Source organism: Pseudonocardia terrae (assembly GCF_021343995.1).
GTDB classification, from domain to species: Bacteria; Actinomycetota; Actinomycetes; order Mycobacteriales; family Pseudonocardiaceae; genus Pseudonocardia; species Pseudonocardia terrae.
Genome location: NZ_JAJTTE010000056.1, coordinates 20,319 through 42,944, shown reverse-complemented (window position 1 = coordinate 42,944; position 22,626 = coordinate 20,319). Strand labels below are relative to the sequence as shown.

The 22,626-nt window shown below is 76.5% G+C and carries 22 protein-coding genes; 14 read left to right on the top strand and 8 right to left on the bottom strand.

What is annotated here, in order from left to right:
• Positions 1-556 (bottom strand): adenine nucleotide alpha hydrolase family protein (locus LWC33_RS28240; RefSeq protein WP_233307730.1); only part of this gene is annotated, 556 nt, incomplete at its 3' end.
• A 378-nt stretch (positions 557-934) separates the two neighbouring features.
• Here LWC33_RS28240 and LWC33_RS28235 point away from each other — a divergent pair.
• The 8 genes from LWC33_RS28235 (at position 935) to LWC33_RS28200 (ending at position 9,801) form a co-directional block, all read left to right on the top strand.
• The gene (locus LWC33_RS28235; protein ID WP_233307729.1) at positions 935-2,743 is read left to right on the top strand and encodes a sensor histidine kinase; all 1,809 of its coding nucleotides are present in this window, start codon (positions 935-937) and stop codon (positions 2,741-2,743) included.
• Between the two features lie 132 nt (positions 2,744-2,875).
• Complete coding sequence (locus LWC33_RS28230; RefSeq protein WP_233307728.1) at positions 2,876-3,436, top strand: Rv1733c family protein; 561 nt, start codon at positions 2,876-2,878, stop codon at positions 3,434-3,436.
• 199 nt (positions 3,437-3,635) lie between these two features.
• Positions 3,636-4,106, top strand: a complete 471-nt coding sequence (locus LWC33_RS28225; RefSeq protein ID WP_233307727.1) for an STAS domain-containing protein — start codon at positions 3,636-3,638, stop codon at positions 4,104-4,106.
• A gap of 80 nt (positions 4,107-4,186) precedes the next feature.
• Positions 4,187-4,399 (top strand): hypothetical protein, encoded by a 213-nt coding sequence (locus LWC33_RS28220; protein ID WP_233307726.1) that lies wholly within the window; start codon positions 4,187-4,189, stop codon positions 4,397-4,399.
• A 204-nt stretch (positions 4,400-4,603) separates the two neighbouring features.
• Positions 4,604-5,491 carry a universal stress protein gene (locus LWC33_RS28215; RefSeq protein WP_233307725.1) on the top strand — a complete coding sequence of 296 codons (888 nt, stop codon included), beginning with the start codon at positions 4,604-4,606 and terminating at the stop codon, positions 5,489-5,491.
• Positions 5,488-6,354, top strand: coding sequence for a universal stress protein (locus LWC33_RS28210; protein WP_233307724.1), 867 nt, complete (start codon positions 5,488-5,490; stop codon positions 6,352-6,354). The genes LWC33_RS28215 and LWC33_RS28210 overlap by 4 nt, the downstream gene beginning before the upstream one ends.
• A 115-nt stretch (positions 6,355-6,469) precedes the next feature.
• Positions 6,470-7,864, top strand: a complete 1,395-nt coding sequence (locus LWC33_RS28205) for an MFS transporter (RefSeq protein ID WP_233307723.1) — start codon at positions 6,470-6,472, stop codon at positions 7,862-7,864.
• 62 nt (positions 7,865-7,926) lie between these two features.
• A complete protein-coding gene (locus LWC33_RS28200; protein ID WP_233307722.1) occupies positions 7,927-9,801 on the top strand; it encodes a helix-turn-helix domain-containing protein in 1,875 nt (624 codons plus the stop codon).
• Position 9,802: 1 nt separating this feature from the next.
• Here LWC33_RS28200 and LWC33_RS28195 read toward each other — a convergent pair whose 3' ends face one another.
• Together LWC33_RS28195 and LWC33_RS28190 are read right to left on the bottom strand one after the other, a co-directional pair.
• The gene (locus tag LWC33_RS28195; RefSeq protein WP_233307721.1) at positions 9,803-10,276 is read right to left on the bottom strand and encodes a GNAT family N-acetyltransferase; all 474 of its coding nucleotides are present in this window, start codon (positions 10,274-10,276) and stop codon (positions 9,803-9,805) included.
• Between the two features lie 76 nt (positions 10,277-10,352).
• Positions 10,353-10,787: a CBS domain-containing protein gene (locus LWC33_RS28190; protein WP_233307720.1), complete on the bottom strand. Its 435-nt coding sequence runs from the start codon at positions 10,785-10,787 to the stop codon at positions 10,353-10,355.
• Positions 10,788-10,930: 143 nt separating this feature from the next.
• Here LWC33_RS28190 and LWC33_RS28185 point away from each other — a divergent pair, with 143 nt between their 5' ends.
• The gene (locus tag LWC33_RS28185; RefSeq protein ID WP_233307719.1) at positions 10,931-11,722 is read left to right on the top strand and encodes a hypothetical protein; all 792 of its coding nucleotides are present in this window, start codon (positions 10,931-10,933) and stop codon (positions 11,720-11,722) included.
• A 76-nt stretch (positions 11,723-11,798) separates the two neighbouring features.
• Here the strand turns inward: LWC33_RS28185 and LWC33_RS28180 are convergent, their stop codons facing one another.
• Positions 11,799-12,866, bottom strand: coding sequence for an Acg family FMN-binding oxidoreductase (locus LWC33_RS28180; RefSeq protein WP_233307718.1), 1,068 nt, complete (start codon positions 12,864-12,866; stop codon positions 11,799-11,801).
• A gap of 194 nt (positions 12,867-13,060) precedes the next feature.
• On the opposite strand from LWC33_RS28180, the gene LWC33_RS28175 reads away from it, so the two are divergent.
• Positions 13,061-14,770 carry a sensor histidine kinase gene (locus LWC33_RS28175; protein WP_233307717.1) on the top strand — a complete coding sequence of 570 codons (1,710 nt, stop codon included), beginning with the start codon at positions 13,061-13,063 and terminating at the stop codon, positions 14,768-14,770.
• Between the two features lie 74 nt (positions 14,771-14,844).
• On the opposite strand, the gene LWC33_RS28170 is transcribed toward LWC33_RS28175, so the two are convergent.
• Positions 14,845-15,492: a response regulator gene (locus LWC33_RS28170; RefSeq protein ID WP_233307716.1), complete on the bottom strand. Its 648-nt coding sequence runs from the start codon at positions 15,490-15,492 to the stop codon at positions 14,845-14,847.
• Between the two features lie 274 nt (positions 15,493-15,766).
• Between LWC33_RS28170 and LWC33_RS28165 the strand changes: the two genes are divergently transcribed.
• Both LWC33_RS28165 and LWC33_RS28160 read left to right on the top strand, forming a co-directional pair.
• On the top strand, positions 15,767-16,411 hold the full coding sequence (locus LWC33_RS28165) for an RNA polymerase sigma factor (RefSeq protein WP_233307715.1): 645 nt from the start codon (positions 15,767-15,769) through the stop codon (positions 16,409-16,411).
• 43 nt (positions 16,412-16,454) lie between these two features.
• Positions 16,455-17,162, top strand: a complete 708-nt coding sequence (locus LWC33_RS28160) for a hypothetical protein (protein WP_233307714.1) — start codon at positions 16,455-16,457, stop codon at positions 17,160-17,162.
• A 1,596-nt stretch (positions 17,163-18,758) separates the two neighbouring features.
• Here LWC33_RS28160 and LWC33_RS28155 read toward each other — a convergent pair.
• Positions 18,759-19,979: an APC family permease gene (locus LWC33_RS28155; protein ID WP_233307713.1), complete on the bottom strand. Its 1,221-nt coding sequence runs from the start codon at positions 19,977-19,979 to the stop codon at positions 18,759-18,761.
• An 11-nt stretch (positions 19,980-19,990) separates the two neighbouring features.
• A complete protein-coding gene (locus LWC33_RS36635; protein ID WP_372476708.1) occupies positions 19,991-20,053 on the bottom strand; it encodes a hypothetical protein in 63 nt (20 codons plus the stop codon).
• Positions 20,054-20,199: 146 nt separating this feature from the next.
• On the opposite strand from LWC33_RS36635, the gene LWC33_RS28150 reads away from it, so the two are divergent.
• Both LWC33_RS28150 and LWC33_RS28145 read left to right on the top strand, forming a co-directional pair.
• Positions 20,200-20,586 carry a YciI family protein gene (locus tag LWC33_RS28150; RefSeq protein ID WP_233307712.1) on the top strand — a complete coding sequence of 129 codons (387 nt, stop codon included), beginning with the start codon at positions 20,200-20,202 and terminating at the stop codon, positions 20,584-20,586.
• Positions 20,587-21,840, top strand: coding sequence for an RNA polymerase sigma factor (locus tag LWC33_RS28145; protein WP_233307711.1), 1,254 nt, complete (start codon positions 20,587-20,589; stop codon positions 21,838-21,840).
• A gap of 12 nt (positions 21,841-21,852) precedes the next feature.
• Here LWC33_RS28145 and LWC33_RS28140 read toward each other — a convergent pair whose 3' ends face one another.
• The gene (locus tag LWC33_RS28140) at positions 21,853-22,566 is read right to left on the bottom strand and encodes a FadR/GntR family transcriptional regulator (protein ID WP_233307710.1); all 714 of its coding nucleotides are present in this window, start codon (positions 22,564-22,566) and stop codon (positions 21,853-21,855) included.
• Between the last annotated feature and the right edge of the window lie 60 nt (positions 22,567-22,626).

Below are 22,626 nucleotides of genomic sequence, written 5' to 3'. Positions count from 1 at the left end.
GTGCCCCGGCGACGGCCCGCAGCAGGGCACCCCGGCCGGACCGGCCCACGACGAGCAGCTCGGCGTCGACGGAGAGCATCGTGAGGACCGGCGGCAGGTCGCCGAGGACCACGAGCGGGTGCAGCCGCAGCTCCGGGTAGCCGATGCGCCAGGGCGAGAGCAGCTGGTCGAGCTCGCGCTGCGCCTCCTCGGCGGTGTCGCCCGCGCCGTCACCCCGGCCGCCCAGGACGCGATCCGCGCCGAACGGGCCGGGCAGCAGCCGGGCGAGGTCGCGCAGCCCGCGCCCGCCGGCCCGCCACGCCCGCACGGCGACCAGCTCGGCGTCGCGCTCCAGGGCCTCGTCGACGGCGGTGCGCAGCACCTCCTCCGGGAGCCGCGGGTACTCCCCGCGCAGCCGGCGCACCGCGTGGACGCCGTCCGCCTGCGTGCCCACGAGCTGCAGCGGCAGCTCCCGGCGGCTCGCCTCGGCCGCGGCCCAGCGCTGGGCGGCGATCCCGGCCACGGTCCCGCCGTCGTCGAGGACGAGGACGGGCCGCACCGGCGCGGTGGCCGTCACGGGCGGACCGCCGCGACGACGGCGGTGCAGGAACAGGCGGTGCAGGAACAGGCCGTGCAGGAACAGGCCGTGCAGGAACTGGCGGTGCGGCCGGCGGCCGGGCCGGAGGGGACGGGACGGTGGGGTGCGGGGGAGTGCACGATCACCCGCCCACCCTCCGTGCCGGGGACCCCGCCCCGGCAGGGCCGGAAGTCCCGCGTCACCGGCCGCCGGGGAACGGGCGTGCGGCGCTGCGGACTGACCCGGCCGGTGGCGGGCCCGTTCGCCCTGCCGGGCCCCTGGCGTCCCGGTCCTGCGCTGCGTAGCGTGCAGGTTCGTGGCGCGGCCGGGGACGTCGACGCGCCACGCGGGCCGGACGGGGACCGCGGAGGGGGAACGATGTCCGTGGACGAGCCGTCCGCTGCGGGGAACGCCACCGCGCGGACACCGGGGCGTGGCCGGACCGGTCCCTCCGACCTGGCGCTGACCTTCCCCGACCTGCCGCGCCTCGAGCTCGAGCAGCTGCTCCGCCAGCTCGTCGAGCGCGCCGGCGAGGTCATGGCGACCCAGGGCCGGTTGCGCGGGTTGTTGCGCGCCAACCAGGCCGTCATCACCGACCTCGCGCTGCCCGAGGTCCTGCGGCGGGTCTGCCAGGCCGCGCGCGAGCTGGTCGACGCCCGCTTCGCCGCCCTCGGGGTGCTCGGCCCGGACGGGCACATCGCCGAGCTCGTCCAGGACGGCATGGACGAGGAGACGGTGCGCGAGATCGGGACGTCTCCCGAGGGCAAGGGGCTGCTGGCGGCGGTGCTCGACGAGGGCCGCCCGATCCGGTTGCGCACCGCCGCCGGGGACCCGCGGTCGTCGGGCCTGCCTCCCGGGCATCCGCCCGTGCGGAGCTTCCTGGGCGTGCCGATCCGGATCCGGAACGAGAAGTTCGGCGGCCTCTATCTCGGCGAGAGCGGGCGCGGCGAGTTCAGCCCGGAGGACGAGGAGCTCCTCCGCGCGCTGGCCGTCACGGCGGGGGTAGCGATCGACAACGCCCGGCTCTACGAGGCCACCCGGCGCCGCGGCGAGTGGCTCGCCGCGACCGCCGCCGTGACCCGCGCGACGCTGGACCCCTCCCAGGGCGGGCCGTTGTGCACCATCGCCGAGCGCAGCCGGGAGCTCACCCGCGCCGACCTCGCGGTCGTGCTGCTGCCCGACGACGACGAGGACTCGCTGCGGATCGAGATCGCGGAGAGCGGCCCCGGGCAGGAGGTCGTCGCGGAGCACCTGCGCGGCGGCACGCTCCCGCGGTCGCGGTCGCTGTCCGGGCACGTCTTCGAGACGTGCCGGCCGCTGCGGTTGGCGGACCCGCGGGAGCTGCCCGACCTCGAGCCCGCGGTCGCGGTCGCCGAGCTGCGGATCGGCCCCGTGCTCGTCGTCCCGCTGCTCGGGGCCGAGCAGACGGACGGCGTGCTGCTGCTGGCCCGCCGGGTCGGCAGGCCGGCCTTCACCGAGGAGGACCAGAAGATGACCGCCGGGTTCGCCAACCAGGCGGCCATCGCGCTGGAGCTCGCGGAGGCCCGCGTCGAGCGGGAGCGGCTGCACGTGCTCGACGAACGCGAGCGGATCGCCGCCGACCTGCACGACCACGTGATCCAGCGGCTCTTCGCCGCCGGGCTCTCGCTGCAGGGCGTGGCCGCCCGGCTCCCCGGCCCCGAGACCGAGCGGCTGACCCGGGTCATCGGCGATCTCGACGACACCATCGCGCAGATCCGCACCAGCATCTTCTCGCTGCAGCGCAGCGGGGACGACGAGAGCGTCCGCAGCCGGATCCTGGTCGTGGTCACCGAGTCGGCGCGGCTGCTCGGCTTCACGCCGCTGCTGCGCTTCAGCGGTCCGGCCGAGACCCTGGTCGCCGCGGCGCACGACGCCTCGCTCGCCGACGACCTGGTCGCCGTCCTGCGGGAGGCGCTGGCCAACGTGGCGAAGCACGCCGGGGCGTCGCGGGTGGAGGTCGATGTCGTGGCGGAGACCGGCGACGGCGACGGCGACGACCGGCTCTCCCTCGTGGTGACCGACGACGGGAAGGGCCCCGGGAAGGATCTACGGCGCAGCGGCCTGGCGAATCTCGGGCGGCGGGCGCAGCGCCGCGGCGGCACCTTCGAGCTGGCCCCGCACCCGCCGCGCGGCTCCCGGCTCCGCTGGACGACGCCGCTGGCCTGAGCAGCGCCGTCGCCGCCGCCGTGAGCCGCCGCCCGTCCTCGCTGCCACCCGGTCCGCGGTCCCGACCGACGCCGGGACTCCTGCGGACCTTCGGCCCTGCCCGGCACCGACCGTCCTCCCGAGGCTGGCGCGATGGCCTCACCGCCGCGCCGGGCCCGCCTGCCCCGACGGCGCTCGGACCGCCTCGCGGACCTCGTCGCGTGGCTGGTCTGTGCCCTGGCGCTGGTGGCGCTGGGCGTGGGCCTGGTCGTCGGGCTGAGCATCCACGGCAACCTCGCCGCGCGGGCCGCGGCCGAGGCCCGCGACCGCACCCCGCTCACGGTGAGCGTCGCGGAGGAGGTTCCGGTGGTCCCGGACTCCGGCAACCGGATCCCGGCCGACGTCCGCTGGACCGGGCCCGACGGCGTCGTACACACCGGGCGCACCGAGGTCGCCGCCCCGAAGCGCGCCGGCGACGAGGTGCCCGCGTGGGTGACCGTCGACGGCCGGCTCGTCCGCGCCCCGCTCGGCCCGGACGAGGTCGTGTTCGTGACGATCACGTCGGCCGGCACCCTGCTGCTGCTGTGCGGGCTCGCGGTCGCGGGGCTCGGGCGGCTGGCGTTCGCCGGGGTCGCCCGGCTGCGCGCCGCCGAGTGGGCGCGGGAGTGGGCCGAGGTGGAGCCGCGCTGGACCGGGCGCGCGTCCACGGGCTGAACGGGCGGCGGGACACGGACCGGACCGCCGTACGGGTTCGCGCTCACCGACAGGGACCTTGGTCCCGACCGGCGGGGACCTCCGCGGCTACTGACGGCGCGGCGGTACGACGGACGGTAGAAGGAGCCCCCGGGACAACCCGTTCGACCACGTCCGAGCACCTGACCCGCGCCCGGAGGGCGTGAGAGGAGCAGAACCCATGACCTCGGCGCTTCCCGTCCAGCTCTCCGTCGAGGTGCCCGGCACCGCCACCGTCCTGGTGCGTGTCGCCGGCGACCTCGACGCGGGCAACGGGACGCGGCTGCTGCGGCTGCTCGACGACCTGTTGCGCGACTCCTCCTCGTTGGTCACGTCGGCCCGGGAGGGGGCGAACGGACGCGGCGGCCGGCTCGTCGTGGACCTGCGCGACGTCCGGTCCTTCGAGTGCCGGGGCCTGGACGTGCTGCGCCACGCCCGGCACCGCGCCGCGACCGTCGGGGTCGAGCTGGTCGTCGCCGGTCTGGAGGACCGCAGGCCCGTCCTGCCGGGCCGTGTCCTCGCTCTGCTCGACGCGGTCGTCGCCGACAGCGGCACGGTCGGCACCGGCACCACCGGCACCGGCACCACCGGCACCGTCGGCGGCCGGTCCGGGGAGCGCACCCCCCGACGCGTCCCCGCCCTGACCGGTTGAGGGCCCCGAAGGGGCCGAAGGACCCTGGCGGCGGCCCCGGCCTGCGCGCTAATCGTCCGGGTTTATCCGAGGAGGGTGTCGTGCACCGGAACGACCTGCGGTACGAGTCGGGCCTCGTCGAGGCGATCTGGGTGGGTGAGTGCCCCGCCTGCGGCGCCACGGTCCGGGTCAACCACCCCACCCAGGCGCTGAGCTGGGAGTCCGCGCACTCCCGCTGCGGCTGCGGCCGCCCGCTGGTGCCGGACGAGACGGGCCGCGGCTGGCGGCCCCGGCGCGGCACGCCCGTCGGCTGATCCCGCGCCGGACCCCGGGCGCGTTCCGCGCCGCCGGGGTCCTTCGTCCCCTCCCACCGGGCCGGAGAGCCGCAGCGGCGGCACCCGGTCCCGGGCCACCGTGTGCGCGAACGCCCGCGGTGGTCCGGGGTGACGTCCACGGAGGACGACCGGACCGACGTCCGGGGTCGTCCGGCCGTCCGGGGGCGTCCGGGGGGAGGAACGATGACGAACCAGCTCGGCGGAGCGGTGGTCGCCGGCGTGGACGGATCAGACTCGGCGCTCGACGCCGCCCGGTGGGCGGCGGCCGACGCGGCGCGCCGCGGCACCCGGCTCCGGCTCGTCGCGGCCGTCGGCTGGACGACGTTCCGGCCCACCGGCCTGCCCGCGCTCGGGCAGGAGTACCAGCGACAGGTCACGACCCGCGCCGCCGAGGAGCACCTCGAGGCCGCGGTCGAGGCGGCCCGGCACGTCGCGCCCGGCTGCGAGATCGAACGCGAGGTGCGCGGCGGCGAGGCGCCCGTCGTGCTGCGCGCCGAGTCCGAGCGGGCCGCCCTGGTCGTGGTCGGCACCCGGGGTCGTGGCGGCTTCACCGGGCTGCTGCTCGGGTCGGTGGCGGTCGCCGTCGCGATGCACGCCGCGTGCCCGGCCGTGGTGGTGCGCGGCACGCCGGCGCCGGACGGGCCGATCGTCGTCGGGGTCGACGGCGACGGGGAGAACGAGGCCGCGCTCGGCGTCGCCTTCGAGGAGGCGGCGCGGCGGTCGGTGCCGCTGGTCGCGGTGCACGCATGGAGCGAGGCCGTGCTCGATCCGTTCCTCCTGCCCCTGCTCGACCGCAGCGCGGTGCAGGCGGAGCAGGAGAAGGCCCTCGAGGGGCGGCTGGCCGGCTGGGCCCGGAAGTACCCGGGGGTCGACATCCGCGGGGTGGTCGTCGTCGACGGCGCCGCCCGCGAGCTCGTGGACCGGTCCGCAGGGGCGGCGCTGGTCGTCGTCGGGTCGCGGGGGCGGGGCCAGGTCACCGGGCCGTTGCTGGGCTCGGTGAGCCAGGCCGTCCTGCACCACGCCGCCTGTCCGGTGGCCGTGGTCCGGCCCGAGGCGGGGTCCGCGGCGTGAGCCTGCCCGGCACCGTCGTCGCCGGCATCGACGGCTCCGACCACGCGATCGAGGCGGCGCGCTGGGCGGCCGCCGAGGCGGTCCGGAACCGGTGCGTGCTGCGGCTGGTGCGGGCCTACCGGCTGCCGCCGTCGTCGGCGCCCGAGGCGTCGTCGCTGCTCTGGTCGCACGCCCACCACCAGCTGTGGAACGCCGCCCACCAGGCGCGGGCGGTGGTCCCGGAGCTCGCCGTGGAGCAGGTGGTGGCCGAGGGCGACCCGACGGAGGTGCTGCTGCGCGAGGCGGCGGGTGCGCGGGTGCTGGTGGTCGGCCCGCGCGGCGTGGGCGGGTTCGCCGCACTGCTGGTGGGGTCGGTCGGCACGGCGCTCGCGCGGCGGGCCTCGTGCCCGCTGGTGGTGGTCCGCGGCCCGGTCCTGTCCGACACCGCCCTGGTCCGCGCCGACCGCACGCGACCGGTGGTGGTGGGCGTGGACGGGTCGCCGGCGAGCGAGACCGCGCTGGCGTTCGCCTTCGCCGAGGCCGACGCCTGGGCGGCCCCGCTGGTGGTGGTGCACGCCTGGCTCGAGCACCTCGAGGACCCCGACGCCCGCACCGAGCTCGCGGAACTGGCGGAGCAGGAGCGCGAGGTCCTGGCCGAACGGCTGGCGGGCTGGGCGGGCAAGTACCCCGGCGTGCGGGTCTCGCGCGAGCTGATCGACGGCCCGCCCGCGCGGGCCCTCGTCGCGTGGTCGGCGGGCGCCCGGCTCGTGGTCGTCGGTTCGATCGGCCGTGGCCGGCTCGGCAGCGCCCTGCTCGGCTCGACGGGCCGGGCGCTGCTGCACCACGCACGCGCACCGGTGGCCGTGGTCCGCCCCGGGCTCTGAAGCCCCGAGGCTCCGAGGGCTCGGAGACTCCGAGGGCTCCGGCCACAGTCGATCCGGACAACGGTGTGGCCGCAGCACATACTCGTGGGCTCGCCGCCGCTCTAGCGTCCGGACCATGACACAGCCGTCGACCCGCGGCCCCGCGGGAACCCCACCGCGCACCTCGCTGATCAAGGTCGTCGCCGCCTCCATGCTGGGCACGACGGTCGAGTGGTACGACTTCTTCCTCTACGGCGTGGCCGCCGCCATCGTGCTGCCGCACGTCTTCTTCCCGGCCGCAGACCCCGTCGCCGGGACGCTGCTGTCGTTCGGCACCTTCGCCATCGGCTTCGTCGCGCGCCCGCTCGGCGGCCTCGTCTTCGGCCACTACGGCGACCGGCTCGGCCGCAAGAAGCTCCTCGTCGTGAGCCTGCTGCTGATGGGGCTGTCGACGTTCGCCATCGGCCTGCTGCCGGGCTACGCGACGATCGGCGTGGCGGCGCCGGCGCTCCTGGTGCTGCTGCGGCTGATCCAGGGCTTCGCGCTCGGCGGCGAGTGGGGCGGCGCGGTCCTGATCGTGTCGGAGCACGGCGACGCCCGCCGTCGCGGGTTCTGGGCGAGCTGGCCGCAGGCCGGCGCGCCGGCCGGTCAACTGCTGGCCAACGGCCTGCTCGCGCTGCTCGCCGTGGTGCAGTCCGAGGAGGCGTTCAACGACTGGGGCTGGCGGATCCCGTTCCTGCTCTCGGCGGTGCTGGTGCTCATCGGGCTCTACGTGCGGCTCTCCGTCGAGGAGTCGCCGGTCTTCCGGGACGCGCAGGCCAAGGCCGCCGAGCGCGCGACGGAGGGCACGGCGCGGACGCTGCCGATCGTCGAGGTGCTGCGGCGCTACCCGCGCGAGGTGCTCACGGCGATGGGCGCCCGGTTCGCCGAGAACGTCTCCTACTACATCTTCACCATCGTGGTCTCGACGTACATGAAGGAGCGGTTCGGCCTGCCCTCGTCGTTCGTCCTCGGCGCGGTCCTGATCGGCGCCGCGGTCCACGTCGTCACGATCCCGTTGTGGGGCCTGGTGTCCGACCGGATCGGCCGCCGGCCGGTCTACCTGCTCGGCGCCGTCGGCGTCGGCGCGTGGGCGTTCGCCTTCTTCGCGCTGCTCGACACGCAGAACTTCGGGCTCACGGTGCTCGCCGTGGTCGGCGGGCTGATCTTCCACGGCGCCATGTACGGGCCGCAGGGGGCGTTCCTGTCCGAGCTGTTCGGCACCGGTGTCCGGTACTCGGGCGTCTCGATCGGCTACCAGCTCGCGTCGGTCGCGGCAGGCGGCCTCGCGCCGCTCATCTCGGTGGCGCTGCTCGCCTCCTTCGGCACGGGCTTCGCGATCGCGGTCTACGTCGCGGCCAGCTCGGTGCTCACGCTGGTCGCCGTCGCCTCCTACCGCGAGACCCGGAACCGCGACCTCGCCGCCGACGACGGGTTCGGCGACGACCGCGCACCGGCCCTGCCGGACGGGGCCACGACCGCGCGGTCCTGACGGCCGTGCCCCCGGGCGTGGTGGAGCTGCCCCCGGGCGGGACGACCCGGCAGGATGCCCGGGTGGCGCGCACCGTCCTCGACCTGCTCCGCCTGCTCGCCGACCGGGTCGACCGCACCGAGGCCGGCGGGGCGGGCCGGGACGGCCGCGCCGGTGCGCTGGAGCACGCGGCCACCGAGCTCGCCGGGTCCGAGCCCGAGGCCGGCGCCCTGGTCCTGCGGATCCGGTCGGCGATGGACGCCGGCCGGCGCCGGGAGACGGAGCTGGCGGCGCTCGTCGAGACCGCCCGGGAGCTCACCTCGCAGTCCGACACGGGCGGGGTGCTCGACGCGATCGTCCGCCGGGCCCGCGCCCTGCTCGGCACCGACCTCGCCTACCTCACCCTCTACGACGCCGACGGCGGTGACACCTACATGCGCGCCACGGCGGGCTCGGTGTCGCCGCGGTTCCAGGCGCTGCGGCTGCCCCTCGGCGCGGGGCTCGGCGGGCTCGTCGCCGCGACCCGCACCCCGCACTGGACCGGGAACTACGGAGAGGACGAGCGCTACCGGCACACCGAGGAGATCGACGCGGCGGTGGGGGAGGAGGGCCTCGTCGCGATCTGCGGGGTCCCGCTGCTGGTCGACGCCGAGTTCGTCGGCGTGCTGTTCGCCGCCAACCGGTCCGCCCGGCCGTTCGCGCCCGACGAGGTGGCGCTGCTCGGGTCCCTCGCCGCGCTCGCCGCCGTCTCGCTCGTGCAGACCCGCCAGCTCGCCGACACCGCCGCCGCCCTCGACGCGTTGCGCACCGCGCACGCCGCGATCGCCGCGGCCGCCGCCGCGCACGACCGGTTCGCCGGTGTGGTCCTCGAGGGCGGCGACGTCGCGGACCTCGCCGAGGCCCTCGGCCGGCTGCTCGACGCCTGGGTGGTGGTCCTGGACGCCGACGGCACACCCGCCGCCCGGTTCGGCGCGACGCCCGACCCTGCGCGCTGGGCCGGGGCGGTGCGGTCCGCGGACGACGCGCCGGGCCGGCTCACCCGGACGGGCCGGACGTGGGCCGTCGCCGTGGTCGCCGCCGGGCAGCGGCTCGGCACGCTCCTCCTCGGCGGCGTGCCGGAGCTCGACGCGGGCCAGGTCCGGACGGTCGAGCGGGCCGCGATGGTGACGGCGCTGGTCCTGCTCTTCGGCCAGCGCGAGGCCGAGGCGGACCGCCGGGAGCGGGCCGAGGCGCTCGGCGAGCTGCTCGCGGCGGCCGACCGTCCGCGCCCCGCGGTCCTGACCCGGCTCGCCGAGCTGGGGGTCGCGGCGCGCCGCCCGCACGTCCTGCTGGTCTGCCGGTGCGCGCCGGGCCGGCGGCGGGCCGTGCTGCGCGACGCCGCGGCGGCCGGGGGCCGGGCCGGGCTCGTCGCCGAGCACGAGGGCGCGGTGGTCGCGCTGCTGCCCGGCACCGATCCCGCTGCCGCGGCCGAGCCACTGGCCCGGGCGGCCGGTCCGGACGACCCCGACGGAGCCGTCACGATCGGCGCCGCCGGGCCCGTGCACCCCGCGGCCGGGCTGGCGGGAGTACTCGCCGAGGCCCGCCGGTCCGCGGAGGCGCTGCTCGCGCTCGGCCGCGCGGGCGAGGCGGCCGCCGCCGCGGACCTGGGCTTCGCCGGGCTCCTCCTCGGCGACCGGCCGGACGTCGCGGGCTACGTCGCCGGGGTCCTCGGCCCGGTTGCCGAGCACGACGCGCGCCGCGGCAGCGACCTGCTCCGCACGCTCGAGTGCTACTACGCGGCCGGGGCCAGCCCGAGCCGCGCGGCGGCCGCGCTGCACGTGCACGTCAACACCGTCGCGCAACGGCTCGAGCGGATCGGCACGCTCCTGGGGGCGGGCTGGCAGGAACCGGACCGGGCGCTGGAGATCCAGCTGGCGCTGCGCCTGCACCGCCTCGGCGCCCCCGGCCGGACCGGCTGACTCAGTTCACCCCCGCCCGGGGGACGCGCTTGCGCAGCTCGCCGTCGGCCTTCTCCTCGAACCCGTGGGCCCGCAGCCACGCGGAGATCTCCTCGCGGTCCGGGTGCGTCAGCGGCACCACGTTGTAGACGTAGTTGAGGTGCCGCCGGCCGGCCTCGCGCTCGAGCCGGTCGAGGACCAGCGCGCCGAGGCCCTCGCCGCGCCGGTCGGGGTGCACGACGATCAGGATCTCGGCGTCGCCCCAGGAGTCGTCGAGCCGCCCGTAGCCGATCACGCCGCGGCCGTCCTCGGCGCGCCACCACTCGTCGGCGAGCGGCTCGCCCACCGCGGGCGTGCCGAGCCCGAACAACGTCGGCGGGAGGTCGCCGAACGCCGCGGCCTTCCCCGCGTCCCAGCGGGCCGGCGCCTCCTTGGCCCAGCCCTCCGTGCCGCCGCCGGGCCCGCCGGCAGCGTCGCGCGTCACCTCGACGTCCACGGTCGTCCTCCTCGCAGCCGGGGGCGCCACGGTACCGCCGCGGGACCGGGCCCGCCTTTCCTTCGCAGCGCCGTCCTCAGTGGATCCGCGCGGCCAGCGCCTGGACCAGGTCGGTCGCCGTGACGATGCCGAGCGGGCGACCGGCCTCGACGACCAGCAGGGCGTCCGTGCACTCGCGGTCCATGCGGGCCGCGACCTCGTGCAGCGGGGTGCCGGGCGGGATCTCCGGCGCGGGCCGCAGCACGTCGGCGACCAGCAGCGTCGCCGGACCGAAGGGGCCCTGCCGGGCAGCCAGTCCGCGCAGCAGGTCGACCTCGGCGATCATGCCGAGACAGCGGCCCTCGCGCACGACGGGCAGGTGGCGCACGGTCGCGGCCACCATCAGCCGCAGGGCGATGGGCAGCGGGGCCGCGGGGTCGACGCCGACGAGCCGGCGCGACATGACCGTCTCCACCGGCGGGTCGTCGTCGAGGGTCTCCGGCGGGGCCGGGCGCTGCCGCTGCTCGGTCATGGCCGCAGTCTCGTCCTTCCGCCGCGGGCGCGGCAGGGGCCGAGGGCCCGGACCGGCCCGGCGGGCGGCCCCCGGCGGGGCACCCCGTTCCGGGGACCTTCGCCTCTCGTGACCTCCGGTAGCCGCTGCCGAGACTCGGGGCCATGTCCGCTCACCCGGTGGCGACCCCGGAGCCGCGGGCGGCACTGCGGGTCGCCCCGCTCGTCGACGCGGCCCGGGCGGCCGCGGCGCCGGAGGGAACGGCACCCTGGTTCGTCACGGCCGTGGACGACGGCGTCGCCGTCCGGTCGGTGGTGCGGCGCTGGTCGCTCGCCGAGGAGCCGCTGGCCCGGGTGACCCGGGTCGCGGCCGGGGCGGGGCTGCGGGCGATCCGGCTCGCCATGGCCGCCCAGGGACGCCGCCCGCAGGTCACGCACCCGGTGGAGGAGGGCCTGCTCGCCGTGGTGCGGCCGGGCGAGCCGTACGCGCCGCGCCCGCTGGAGCGGGCCCTCTACGCGGCCCTGCGCGACGACGGCAGGCCGCAGGGCGCGGACGGTCCGCGCGCCGCCGCGGCGCGTGCCGTGCTGCGGCGCGCCGCGGAGACGGAGAGCGCCTGGCTACGCGGGATCGGTCATCCGGTGGTGCCGGGCGACGAGCTCGGGCCCACCTGGCCCGACGTGCTCGACGAGGGGGTGATGCGGCCGGAGCCGGTGTTCGTCCTGGTCGGCGCGGCGGGCCGGGTCCCACACGCCGACCTGCGCACCGGGCAGGCCGTCGAGGCGTTGCGGCTGACCGCCGCCCTGCTCGGCCTGCGCACCGCCGTCGTCGCGGCGCCGGCGGACCCGGCGGCACTGCGGGCCCGGCTGCCCGACCGGGCGCGCGACGTCCTGGAGGGTGCCCGCGGCAGCACCGTCGCGGTGCTCGAGTTCTGGCGGGACGCGGTGGGGGTCGGCTGACGGCCCAGTCGTGACGGCCCAGTCGTGACCGCCCAGTCGTGACGGCCCAGTCGTGACGGCCCAGCCGTGACGGCCGCTACGTGTGATGGTTGGTCGAGCCGGGATCGGGCCCGTCCTCCACGTGCAGCGGCGCACTCCCGGGGAGCCCGGTGTCGGTCGGCCCGTCCGGCGGGGGCAGCAGGAGATCGCCCAGCGGCCGGCGGGGTGTGCCCGGCACCGGCCAGCCCTGCCCGATCCGCAGCACGACCTGCGGCGGGCGGGTGCCGCTGATCAGCCGTCGCATGCTCTCCCGCACGTCGGGGCACTCCACGAGCTGGGACAGGAAGGACACGGCGAGGCCGTGCGTCGTGGCCGTGAGCAGCACGCGTTGCATGGCCTGGCCGGCGCGGACCTCCTCGCGCGGCCCGTCGGCGTGCACGCTGAGCACCGCGATCAACGGCTCGGCCTCCACGTCGTCGGCGGCGCGGGCGGTGCCGCCGCTGTAGTCCCGCAGCACCCACGTCGCGTTGGGCCGGGGCAGCGGGCCGCCGGCCGCGGCCGGGACGCCGTCGGGTCGCTCCTCGCCGTGCCCCGTCCAGCGCTCCAGCTCGGCGACGAACTCGGGGTCGGCCATCTGCCGCTCGTGCGCCCGCCGGGCCATCGCGCCCAGCTCGACCCGCTGCACGGGATCGGTGACGAGATCCAGCCACGCGCCCTCGTCGAGCGCGGCCCGGCGCAGCGCGTGCCGCGCCGGGGTGGGCACGAGCGCGTCGGTGAAGGGGCGCCGGTTCGTGCGCCGCCGGGGCACGGCCTCCAGCAGGCGGCGCTGCTCCGGCGTCGGTGGGCGGCTGCCGCCGCGGCGGACCACGGCGACCAGGTCGGGTCTTGCGGGGTCCGGCAGCAGCGTGACGAGCGGACGCACCCCGTGCCCGACGAGGGCCAGCCGCAGGTTGAGCAGGGCCGCGCCGCACGCGATCCGCAGCTCCCGCCCGCTCGGGTCGGCGACCGGCAGCTGCCGGTCCCGGTCGGCGTGCAGCTCGATCCCGTCCGGGGTGGGGCGGAAGAGCCAGGGCTGGGTGTTGTGCAGCGAGGGCGCGCGGGCGGCCGCGCCGACGGCGTCCGCCAGCTGGGCCTCGGTCAGCCCGAGCGAACCCGTGTCGATCATCACCGCTCGCCGTCCGACGGTCCCGCGGGTCCCGGTCGGACCCGGGCCCAGCCTGCGGGGCGCACGGTCCGGCCGCTACCGACGAAGGTCCCGTGCGGGCGGGGTGTTCGACCCGCCGGGCCGGGCCGCGGCGGGCTTGTCGTGATCGCGCGCGGGGTGGCACCGTGGTCGGCCGGGGACCGACGGGAGGACCGATGACGCGGCCGGATCGCGGGCCGGAGGGAGCCCCGGTCTCCGGGGCACTCGCCGGGCTGCGGCTCGACGAGCTGCTCGGCGAGGTGCAGGAGCGGCTGGGCCAGATCGTCGCCGCGCGCGACCGGATGCAGAGCCTCCTCGACGCCGTGCTCGCCGTCGGGGCGGGGCTGGAGCTGGACGCCACGCTGCGCCGGATCGTGCAGTCCGCGGTGGACCTCGTCGACGCCCGGTACGGCGCACTCGGGGTGCTCGCGCCGGACGGGTCGATCTCCCGGTTCATCGACGTCGGCCTGCCGCCGGGGGTCCGGGAGACGCTCGGGCCGCCGCCCACCGGGAAGGGCCTGCTCGGGCAGCTGATCATGGAGCCCGAGTCGCTGCGGCTGGCCGACCTGGGCGCGCACCCGGCGTCCGTCGGCTTCCCGCCCAACCACCCGCCGATGCACAGCTTCCTCGGCGTCCCGGTCCGCGTCCGGGACTCGATCTACGGCAACCTCTACCTCACCGAGAAGGTCGGCGGAGGCGAGTTCACCGCGGACGACGAGGTGATGCTGCACGTGCTCGCCGCGGCCGCCGGGATCGCGGTGCAGAACGCCGACCTGTTCGAGCAGAGCCGGCAGCGCCAGCACTGGCTGGAGGCGCTGGGCGAGGTGCGGACCGAGGTGCTGACCGGGGCGTCGGACGAGGACGTGCTCCGGCTCGTCGCCGTCCGGACCCTGGAGCTGACGACCTCGGCCGCCACCGCCGTGCTGCTCGGCCCCGACGAGGACGGCCTCTACGAGCTGTGCGCCAGCGCGGGCGAGCCGCTCGGTCTGCCCGAGGCCGGGATCCGGGCGGGCGCCGACCTCGACGAGGTGGCCGAGAGCCGCAGCCCGCTGCTGGCCGGCTCGCCGGCGGCGTTCCTCGACCACGGCGCGGACTCGGTGCCGGCCGACCTCGGCCCGTCGGTCGCGGTGCCGATGCGGTCGGGGGAGCGGGTGGTCGGGGTGCTCGTCGCGCTGCGGCGGGTCGGCGGCGAGCCCTACCGGCCCACCGAGGTGCTGCTGGTGACCTCGTTCGCGGAGCAGGCCGCGCTGGCCCTGGAGATCGCGGAGAAGACCCGCGCGCAGCGCCAGCTCGACGTGCTCGCCGACCGCGACCGTATCGCCCGGGACCTGCACGACCACGTCATCCAGCGGCTGTTCGCCACCGGCCTGAAGCTGCAGAGCACCCTCCGCCGCGCGGTGCGCTCGGACGTCCAGGACCGGATCCTGCAAGCCGTCGACGAGCTCGACGAGACCGTCCGGGAGATCCGGACCTCGATCTTCGACCTGCACGGCGCCGACCACGGCGGGGTCCGGCGCCGGCTGCTCGACATCGTCGACGAGATCGTCGAGGGATCGGCCATGACGCCGTCGGTCCGCACCTCCGGGCCCGTGGACACGCTCGTCCCGGCCGATCTCGTGCCGCACCTGCTGGCGGCGGTGCGCGAGGGAACGAGCAACGCGGTGCGGCACTCCGGCGGGCGGACGGTCACCGTCACCCTGGAGGCGGCGGCCGACCTCGTGCTGCAGATCGTCGACGACGGCACGGGGATGCCCGACGACGTCGCCCGCAGCGGGTTACACAACCTCGCCGAACGCGCCGCGGAGCTCGGCGGCGCACTGGAGGTGCGACGCCGGCCCGGGGGCGGCACCCGGCTGGCGTGGCGGGTGCCGCTCGACCACGGGTGAGGACCCATCGGGTCCCGAGCCGGCGCCCCTTCGACGAGGGGCGGTCCGCCGGTCCCCTTCGGAACAGGCCGGGCTCAACGGGCGCGGCGGCGGCGCTCGGTCGCGTACACCGCGGCCTCGGTGCGCCGGGAGAAGCCGAGCTTGTGCAGCAGCGAGGAGACGTAGTTCTTGACCGTCTTCTCGGCGAGGTAGAGCTCGGCGCCGATCTGCCGGTTGGTGAGGCCGTCGGCGATCAGGTCGAGGATCCGCCGTTCCTGCGGCGAGAGGCCCTCGTAGCGGGGGTCGTCGGGCTCGGAGCCGTGCCGCAGCCGCTCCAGGACCAGGGCGGTGGCCTTCGGGTCGAGCAGCGAGCCGCCCGCCGCGACGGTCCGCACCGCACCGATCAGGTCGGTGCCGGCGACCTGTTTGAGCAGGTAGCCCGCGGCGCCGGCCATGATCGCGCCGAAGAGTGCCTCGTCGTCGGAGTACGAGGTGAGCATCAGGCAGGCCGGCGGAGGGTTCAGCGTGGACCGGATGTCACGGCACACGGTGATGCCCTCGCCGTCCGGCAGGCGGACGTCGAGGATCGCCACGTCGGGCCGGGTGGCGGGGATGCGGGCCAGGGCCTGCGCCGCGGTCCCGGCCTCGCCGACGACCTCGATGTCGTCCTCGGTCTCGAGCAGCTGGGCGATACCGCGACGGACGATCTCGTGGTCGTCCACTAGGAACACCGAGATGGTCACGGGGCCTCCTCGTCCTCGATCCGTCGACGCTAGCGGGCGGCGCAAGCCCAGGCCGTGCCCGGACGGTCCCGATCGGTAGTGGCGGAGGTCCCGGCGCCCGTCCGTGACGTGCTGAGGCGGCCGTTCGGGGGTCGCACTCATGCCGGACGGAGCAACCTTCGGAATCGCAGCCACGCGCTGTAACGACCGGTGGCACCACCGCGCTGAGGGCATGGCGGGCCGGACGAAGACGCCCCCCGACGTCCGGCCCGTCATCGATCGACCTGGAGGTGGAGTGCCCGCCCTCGCCGGCCCGACCGTCGCCCCCGTGGCCGCGCCCCGCGACCAGACCCTCCTCGAGGACGCGCTGGCCGCGGCCCGGGAGGGCGACGAGTGGGCATTCGTCGTGCTCTACCGCGACCTGCAACCCCGCCTGCTGCGGTACGCCACCGCACTGGTCGGCCCCGACGCCGAGGACGTCACCGCCGAGACCTGGTTGCACGTCGCGAAGGACCTGCGCCGTTTCTCCGGTGACCTCGACGGCTTCCGCGGCTGGGTCACCACGATCTGCCGGAACCGGGCGATGGACTCGGCGCGGGCCCGCACCCGCCGCCCGGCCGACCCCGCGGAGCCGGCGGACCTGGTGGCCCTCGCGGACGTCCGGCACACCGACGGTGCCGTCTTCGACGGGCTGGCGACGCAGTGGGCGATCGACCAGATCCTCGCGTTGCCGCGGACCGAGGCGGAAGCGGTGCTGCTGCGTGCGGTGATCGGGCTCGACGGCCCCACCGCCGCCCGTGTCCTCGGGAAGCGCCCCGGCGCCGTCCGGGTCGCGGCCCACCGCGGGCTGCGGCGGTTGGCCGAGCGGCTGCGCGCGGGAGAGGAGGCCGGTCCGGCGCGGGCCGGCCGGGAACGGCGGACGGGGGTCGCCGATGTGTGAGCACTGCACGGGCCGGGGCGGCGGGGCGCCGCCGGGGACCTGGATGGCGATCACGGACGTCGACCGGCTGCTCGACGGTGACGGTGGCCCCCGCGACCTCCGCCGCCTGCTCGACGCGGCCGCCGCCCCCGGCACCCCCGCCGAGCTGCGCGGGGAGCGCGACGCCCTCGCGGCCTTCGCCTCCGCCGCGACGTCGCGCGGCCGCTGGCGGCTCCGGAGGGCGTCCGTCACGGCGTCGGGTGCGGTCGCGGCCAAGTCCCTCGCGGCCGCCCTCGCCGTGGTGGGCACGGCGACGGGCGGCTTCGCCATCGCGGCCGGGGACACGCACCCGTCCGGCCCGGTCGAGCACCCACCCGCGCCGAGCCCGAACTGGTCCGCCCCGGGCGAGCACGCCGCGGGGGTGGCCGGCGCCGCACTCACGGCCGCGATGGAGGCGGGGGCTCCGGCGACGGGGCAGTCGGTTGCCGCCCACGCGGTCGGCGGCGGGAGCACGCGCGCCGACGCCGGCCGCGGCCGGGCGTCCGGCCCGGCGGGATCGACGGCCCGCAGTACGGGGAGCGGCGACAACTGGATCGACGGGGCCGGGGCCGGTGCTTCCGGGAGCGGCGGCCGCTCCGGTGGGTGGAGCAGCTCCGGTGGTTCGGGTTCCTCGGGGTCGTCCGGTGACGCCGGCGGGCAGGGCGGGAACTCGGGCGGCAACGGCTCCGGCTCCGGCTCCGGTCAGGGCGACCAGGGAGAGAACGAGCAGTAGGTGCTGCGTCCGGCTCCGCCCGGGGCGGGCAGGGCGGGGCAGAGCGGTAGTGGCTGCGCTGCGGGAGGGCGCCGGGTCGTTGCGCGCGGAGCGGGGCTGCCCGAATGCCTCCTCTCCTGGTCCGGATCATTCGTCGTGGACCGGCAGGGTCGGACTCCGACGCTCCGCCTCCGCGAAGGGTGATCTTGTGGGGGGCACGTTCTTCTTGTGGGTGCCGTGTTCTCCTGTCGTGGAGGCCGGGGCCGGAGTCGGGGCCGTTGATCACCCGTCGTGGACCGGTTCGGGTTGATCACCTGTGATGGACCAGCACGGTCGGATTCCGACCTTCCCTGTCCATGACGGCTGATCAAGCGACCTGGCTCTGGGCGTGATCATTTGTCATGGACTGGAAGGGTCGGATTCCGACGCTCCGCCTCCGCGAAGGGTGATCTTGTGGGGGACACGTTCTCCTTGTGGGGGGCACGTTCTTCTTGTGGGTGCCGTGTTCTCCTGTCGTGGAGGCCGGGGCCGGAGCCCGGTCCGTTGATCACCCGTCGTGGACCGGTTCGGGTTGATCACCGGTGATGGACCAGCACGGTCGGATTCCGACCTTCCCTGTCCATGACGGCTGATCAAGCGACCCGGCGCGGGTGATGATCATCCGTCGGGGTCCAGGACGGTCGGATTTCGACGCTCCGCCTCCGCGAAGGGTGATCTTGTGGGGGACACGTTCTTCTTGTGGGGCCACGCCCTCCGGTCGTGGAGCCCGGGGGCGGAGTCGGGGCCGTTGATCACCTGTCGTGGACCGGTTCGGGTTGATCACCGGTGATGGACCAGCAGGGTCGTATTTCGACCGTCTCTGTCCATGACGGTTGATCAAGCGACCTGGCTCTGGGCGTGATCATTCGTCCGGGGCCGGAACGGTCGCATTTCGGCGCTCCGCGTCCACGACGCGTGATCAGGGCGGGCGTCATGGTCCCCGGCAGTGAGCTGCGGGTGGTGGACGGACCCGGCCCGGCCGAGCGGCTCGGATCGGGAGCCCGACCCGTCCAACGGACCCGGCCCGGCCGAGCGGCTCGGATCGGGAGCCGGCCCGTCCAACGGACCCGGCCCGGCCGAGCGGCCCGGACCGGGAGGCCCGACCCGCCCAGGTCGGAGCAGCGATGCGCGGCCGAAGGAGGGCCCGGCCGCGGTGGTCGGGGGGCATCGCCGGCCGCGGCCGGGTGTCGGAGGGGCGACCGGGCGGTCGGCCCACCACCGCCGCCCGGTCGCCCGGGAACCGGGTGGGCCCTCCCTGCCCCTCCCGGACGTCCGGCCCGGTCCGCGCGCCCGCCCGCGCTGCCGGATCCGTTGCGGCGCAGCGGCGGTGTCCTCCCGGACCGGCCCGTGCGCCGGCGATCAGCGTCGCGGGCCGGTGCCGGCGGCAGGAGAGGCCGACCGATCAGCGTCGGCGGGCCGCTCGGTCCCCGGAGCAGGGTCGAAGGTCCCAGGCCTGATCGGGCCCGGACCGTCGGTGATCACACGCTCACCCGCCTGCAGCGCCCTCGAGCCCCGGCGCACGCACGAAGCGCGCTCAGCGCGACCGTCACCGAGCCCCGACCCAGGCGCGGAACGCGGTCAGCGCGACCGCCACCACCGGTACCCCACCCCGACGACCACGACCGCGACGCCGACCGCCACGGACTGCCAGGGGAGGGTCGCGGCGAGCACGGCGCAACCCACCATCCCGACCACCGGGAACGCCCGTGGGTACCGGCGCTCGGGCCGCGGCTGCCCGACCGCCGACAGGTTGGCGACGAAGTAGTAGAGCAGCACACCGAAGGAGGAGAAGCCGATCGCCCCGCGCAGGTCCACGGTGCACACCAGCGCCGCCACGACGACCGCGACCGTGATCTCCGCACGCTGCGGCACCGAACGCCGGGCGTCGACGGCGGCGAGCGGCGCCGGCAGGTCGGCCTCCCGCGCCATCGCGAGCACGGTCCGCCCCACCCCGGCGACGAGCCCGAGCAGCGCGCCGAGCGACGCGAGTGCGCCGCCGACCGCCGCGATCCACGCCGCGCCGGACGGGAGGACCTCGGCCAGCGGTGCGGACGACGCCGCCAGCCGCGACGGACCCAGCACCAGCAGCAGCACGACGCCGACGGCCGCGTAGACCACCACCGCGCCGCTGAGCGCCAGCGTGATCGCCCGCGGGATGGTGCGTTCGGGGTCCCGGACCTCCTCGCCGAGCGTCGCGACCCGCGCGTACCCGGCGAACGCGAAGAAGAGCAGGCCGGCGGCCTGGAGGACCCCGTAGACGCCGGTCCGGCCGACCACCGGTCCCACGGGGTGCAGCGGGCCACGGACCACCGCGGTCACCAGGATCGCGCCCAGCGCGAGGAGGACGAGGGCGACCAGGACCCGGGTCAGCCGGGCCGTGCGCGTCACCCCCGCCAGGTTCACCCCGGTCACCACGACGACGGCGAGCACGGCGACCGGCCGTTGCCACGCAGGAGGAACGAGGTAGGCCGCCGCGGTGAGCGCCATGGCCGCACAGCTGGCCGTCTTCCCGATCACGAAGCCCCAGCCCGCGACGAACCCCCACCACGGGCCCAGCCGCTCGCGCCCGTAGACGTACGTGCCACCGGACCGGGGGTAGCGGGCCGCGAGCTGGGCCGACGACGTCGCGTTGCACCACGCCACCACGGCGGCCAGGGCAAGTCCGACGAGCAGCGCGGACCCGGCGGCGGCCGCCGCCGGCGCGAAGGCCGCGAACACCCCGGCGCCGATCATCGAGCCGAGCCCGATCACGGTGGCGTCGAGCGTCCCCAGCCGGCGCTGCAGCGCGGGAGTGTCCATCGGGCGGAACGCTAGCCGGAACCCGCCGCGCGGTGGTCGGCCACGTGGACACGGTTGCCGCACAGGTCCGGCACGCAGGAGCGGCGCCGCCCGAACCGGGCCGGTTCCTTCGAGTGATGTGACGCAGCTCACTCACGGCAGGATGTCGAGTGCGGGCCGTCCGCTCCGTACGAGCTCGTGACGGACGCCCGCCCGGACGCCGCCGACGAGAGGAGACGTCGTGAAGTACCTGATCATCATGCAGATCGACCCCGCCGTGCTGGAGAGCCTCACCGAGGCGCAGGGCCGCGAGATCGAGGCCGGGCACGGCCGGTTCATGGAGGAGATCACCCGCACCGGGGAGATGATCGGCACGCAGGCGCTGGCCGATCCCTCCCGCAGCGCGGTGGTGTCCGTCCGCAACGGCGCGACGACCGTGACCGACGGGCCGTTCGTCGAGGCCAAGGAGTACATGGGCGGCTTCTACGTGGTCGACGTCGAGACGCCGGAGCGGGCCTACGAGCTCGCCGCGATGATCCCCGACGCCGCGATCGAGGGGCTCGCGATCGAGGTGCGGCCGGTCGTGTTCACGAGCGGCTTCGGCCTGACCGAGCCCGAGGCCTCCTGAGTGTCCGACCGTGCGCTTGAGGACCTGCTGCGCCGCTGCGCGCCGCAGGTCCTCGGCGTGCTCGTGGCCCGCTACCGGCAGTTCGACCTGTGCGAGGACGCGGTGCAGGAGGCCCTGCTGGCCGCGGCGACCGGCTGGCCGGAGAGCGGCGTCCCGGAGGAGCCGGTCGGCTGGCTGGTCACCGTCGCCCGCCGGCGGCTGACGGACCTGTGGCGCAGCGACAGCGCGCGGCGGCGCCGGGAGGAGGCCGCCGCGATCGACCCGGGCGAGGCCGTCGACCTCGAGGCGCCGGCGGTCGACGACAGCCTCGAGATGCTGCTGCTCTGCGTGCACCCGGACCTCACCGAGGCGAGCCGGATCGCGCTGACCCTGCGCGCCGTCGGCGGGCTGACCACCGCGGAGATCGCCCGCGCCTTCCTGGTCCCCGAGGCGACGATGGCCCAGCGGATCAGCCGGGCGAAGGCCACGATCGAGGCCGGCGGCGCCGTGTTCACCCTGCCCGACGACGTCCGGACCGAGCGGCTGGCCGCCGCCCTGCACGTCCTCTACCTGATCTTCAACGAGGGCTACACGGCCAGCGCGGGGCCCGGGCTCACCCGGGTCGACCTGTCCGCCGAGGCGATCCGGCTGACCCGGATGCTGCACCGCCTCCTGCCCGACGACGGCGAGGTGGCCGGGCTGCTCGTCCTCATGCTCCTGACCGACGCCCGCCGGCGGGCCCGCACCGACGCCGACGGCCGGATGATCGCCCTCGCCGAGCAGGACCGGAGCCGCTGGGACCACGCGGCGATCGGCGACGCGACCGCCCTGCTCGAACGCACGCTCGTGCGGCGCCGGGTCGGCCCGTACCAGCTGCAGGCCGCGATCGCGGCGGTGCACGCCGAGGCGCCCACGGACGCCGACACCGACTGGCGGCAGATCGAGATCCTCTACCGGCTGCTCGAGGAGTGCACGGACAACCCGGTCGTCACGCTGAACCGTGCCGTGGCCGTCGGGATGGCCTACGGGCCCGAACGCGGGCTGGAGGTGCTGGACCGGGTGGCGGGGGACGAGCGCCTGGCCCGCCACCACCGGCCCGACGCCGTCCGCGCCCACCTGCTGGACCGGCTCGGCGAGCACGAGCAGGCCCGCGAGCACTACCGGCGGGCCGCCCGCGCGACCCTCAACCTCGCCGAGAAGCGCTATCTCGAGGACCGGGCCCGGCGGGCGGGATCGGCCGCCACCCCGCCGCCCGACGACGACCTGGGAGCCTGATCCCTGCGGCCGTCACGGCAGGCGCCGGTGGAAGGCTCGGATGTGGGCCTCCATCCGCTCCGCGGCCAGGGGGCCGTCGCCCGCCGCGATCGCGTCGACGATCCCGCGGTGCTCGCGGCGCAGCACCGTCCGCAGGCCCGGCCAGTCCTCCTCGGCCCGCATGCCGTCGAGCAGGGCACCGCGCAGCGACTCGCGGATCGCCGCGGTCAGCTCGCTGACCAGCCGGTTCCCGCCGGACTCGGCGATCGCGACGTGGAAGGCGGTGTCGAGCGGGCTGAACTCCACGCGCGGGAGGTCGGCCTCCATCGCCGAGAGCGCCTCGCGGAGCCGGGCGAGATCGGCGGGGGAGTGCCGCTCGGCGGCCGACGCGGCGCTGGTCCGCTCCAGCATCACGCGCGCGCCGGTGAGGTCCTCGGCCGGGAAGGAGCTCACGGCGAGGTGCACCTTGAGGAGTCGGGACAGCGCCTTGGCCGGCGCCGGGACGATCACGGTGCCGGAGTCGTTGCCGGTGCCCTGCTGCGAGCGCACCACGCCCTGCGCCTGCAGCACGCGCAGCGCCTCGCGCACCGCCTGCCGGCTCGCGCCGAGCATCGAGGCCAGCTCCCGCTCCGGGGGGAGCCGGTCACCCGGCCCGAGCGCTCCGGACACGAGCTGCTCCTCGATCCGCTCGATCACGAGCTCGTAGGTCGGGACGCGCTGGACCTGGTCCCAGCGTGGTGCCGCCATCTCCACCCCCTCGGTGGACGGAGCCTACCGTTCGGACTAAGGTCCGACCATAGCTCAGCT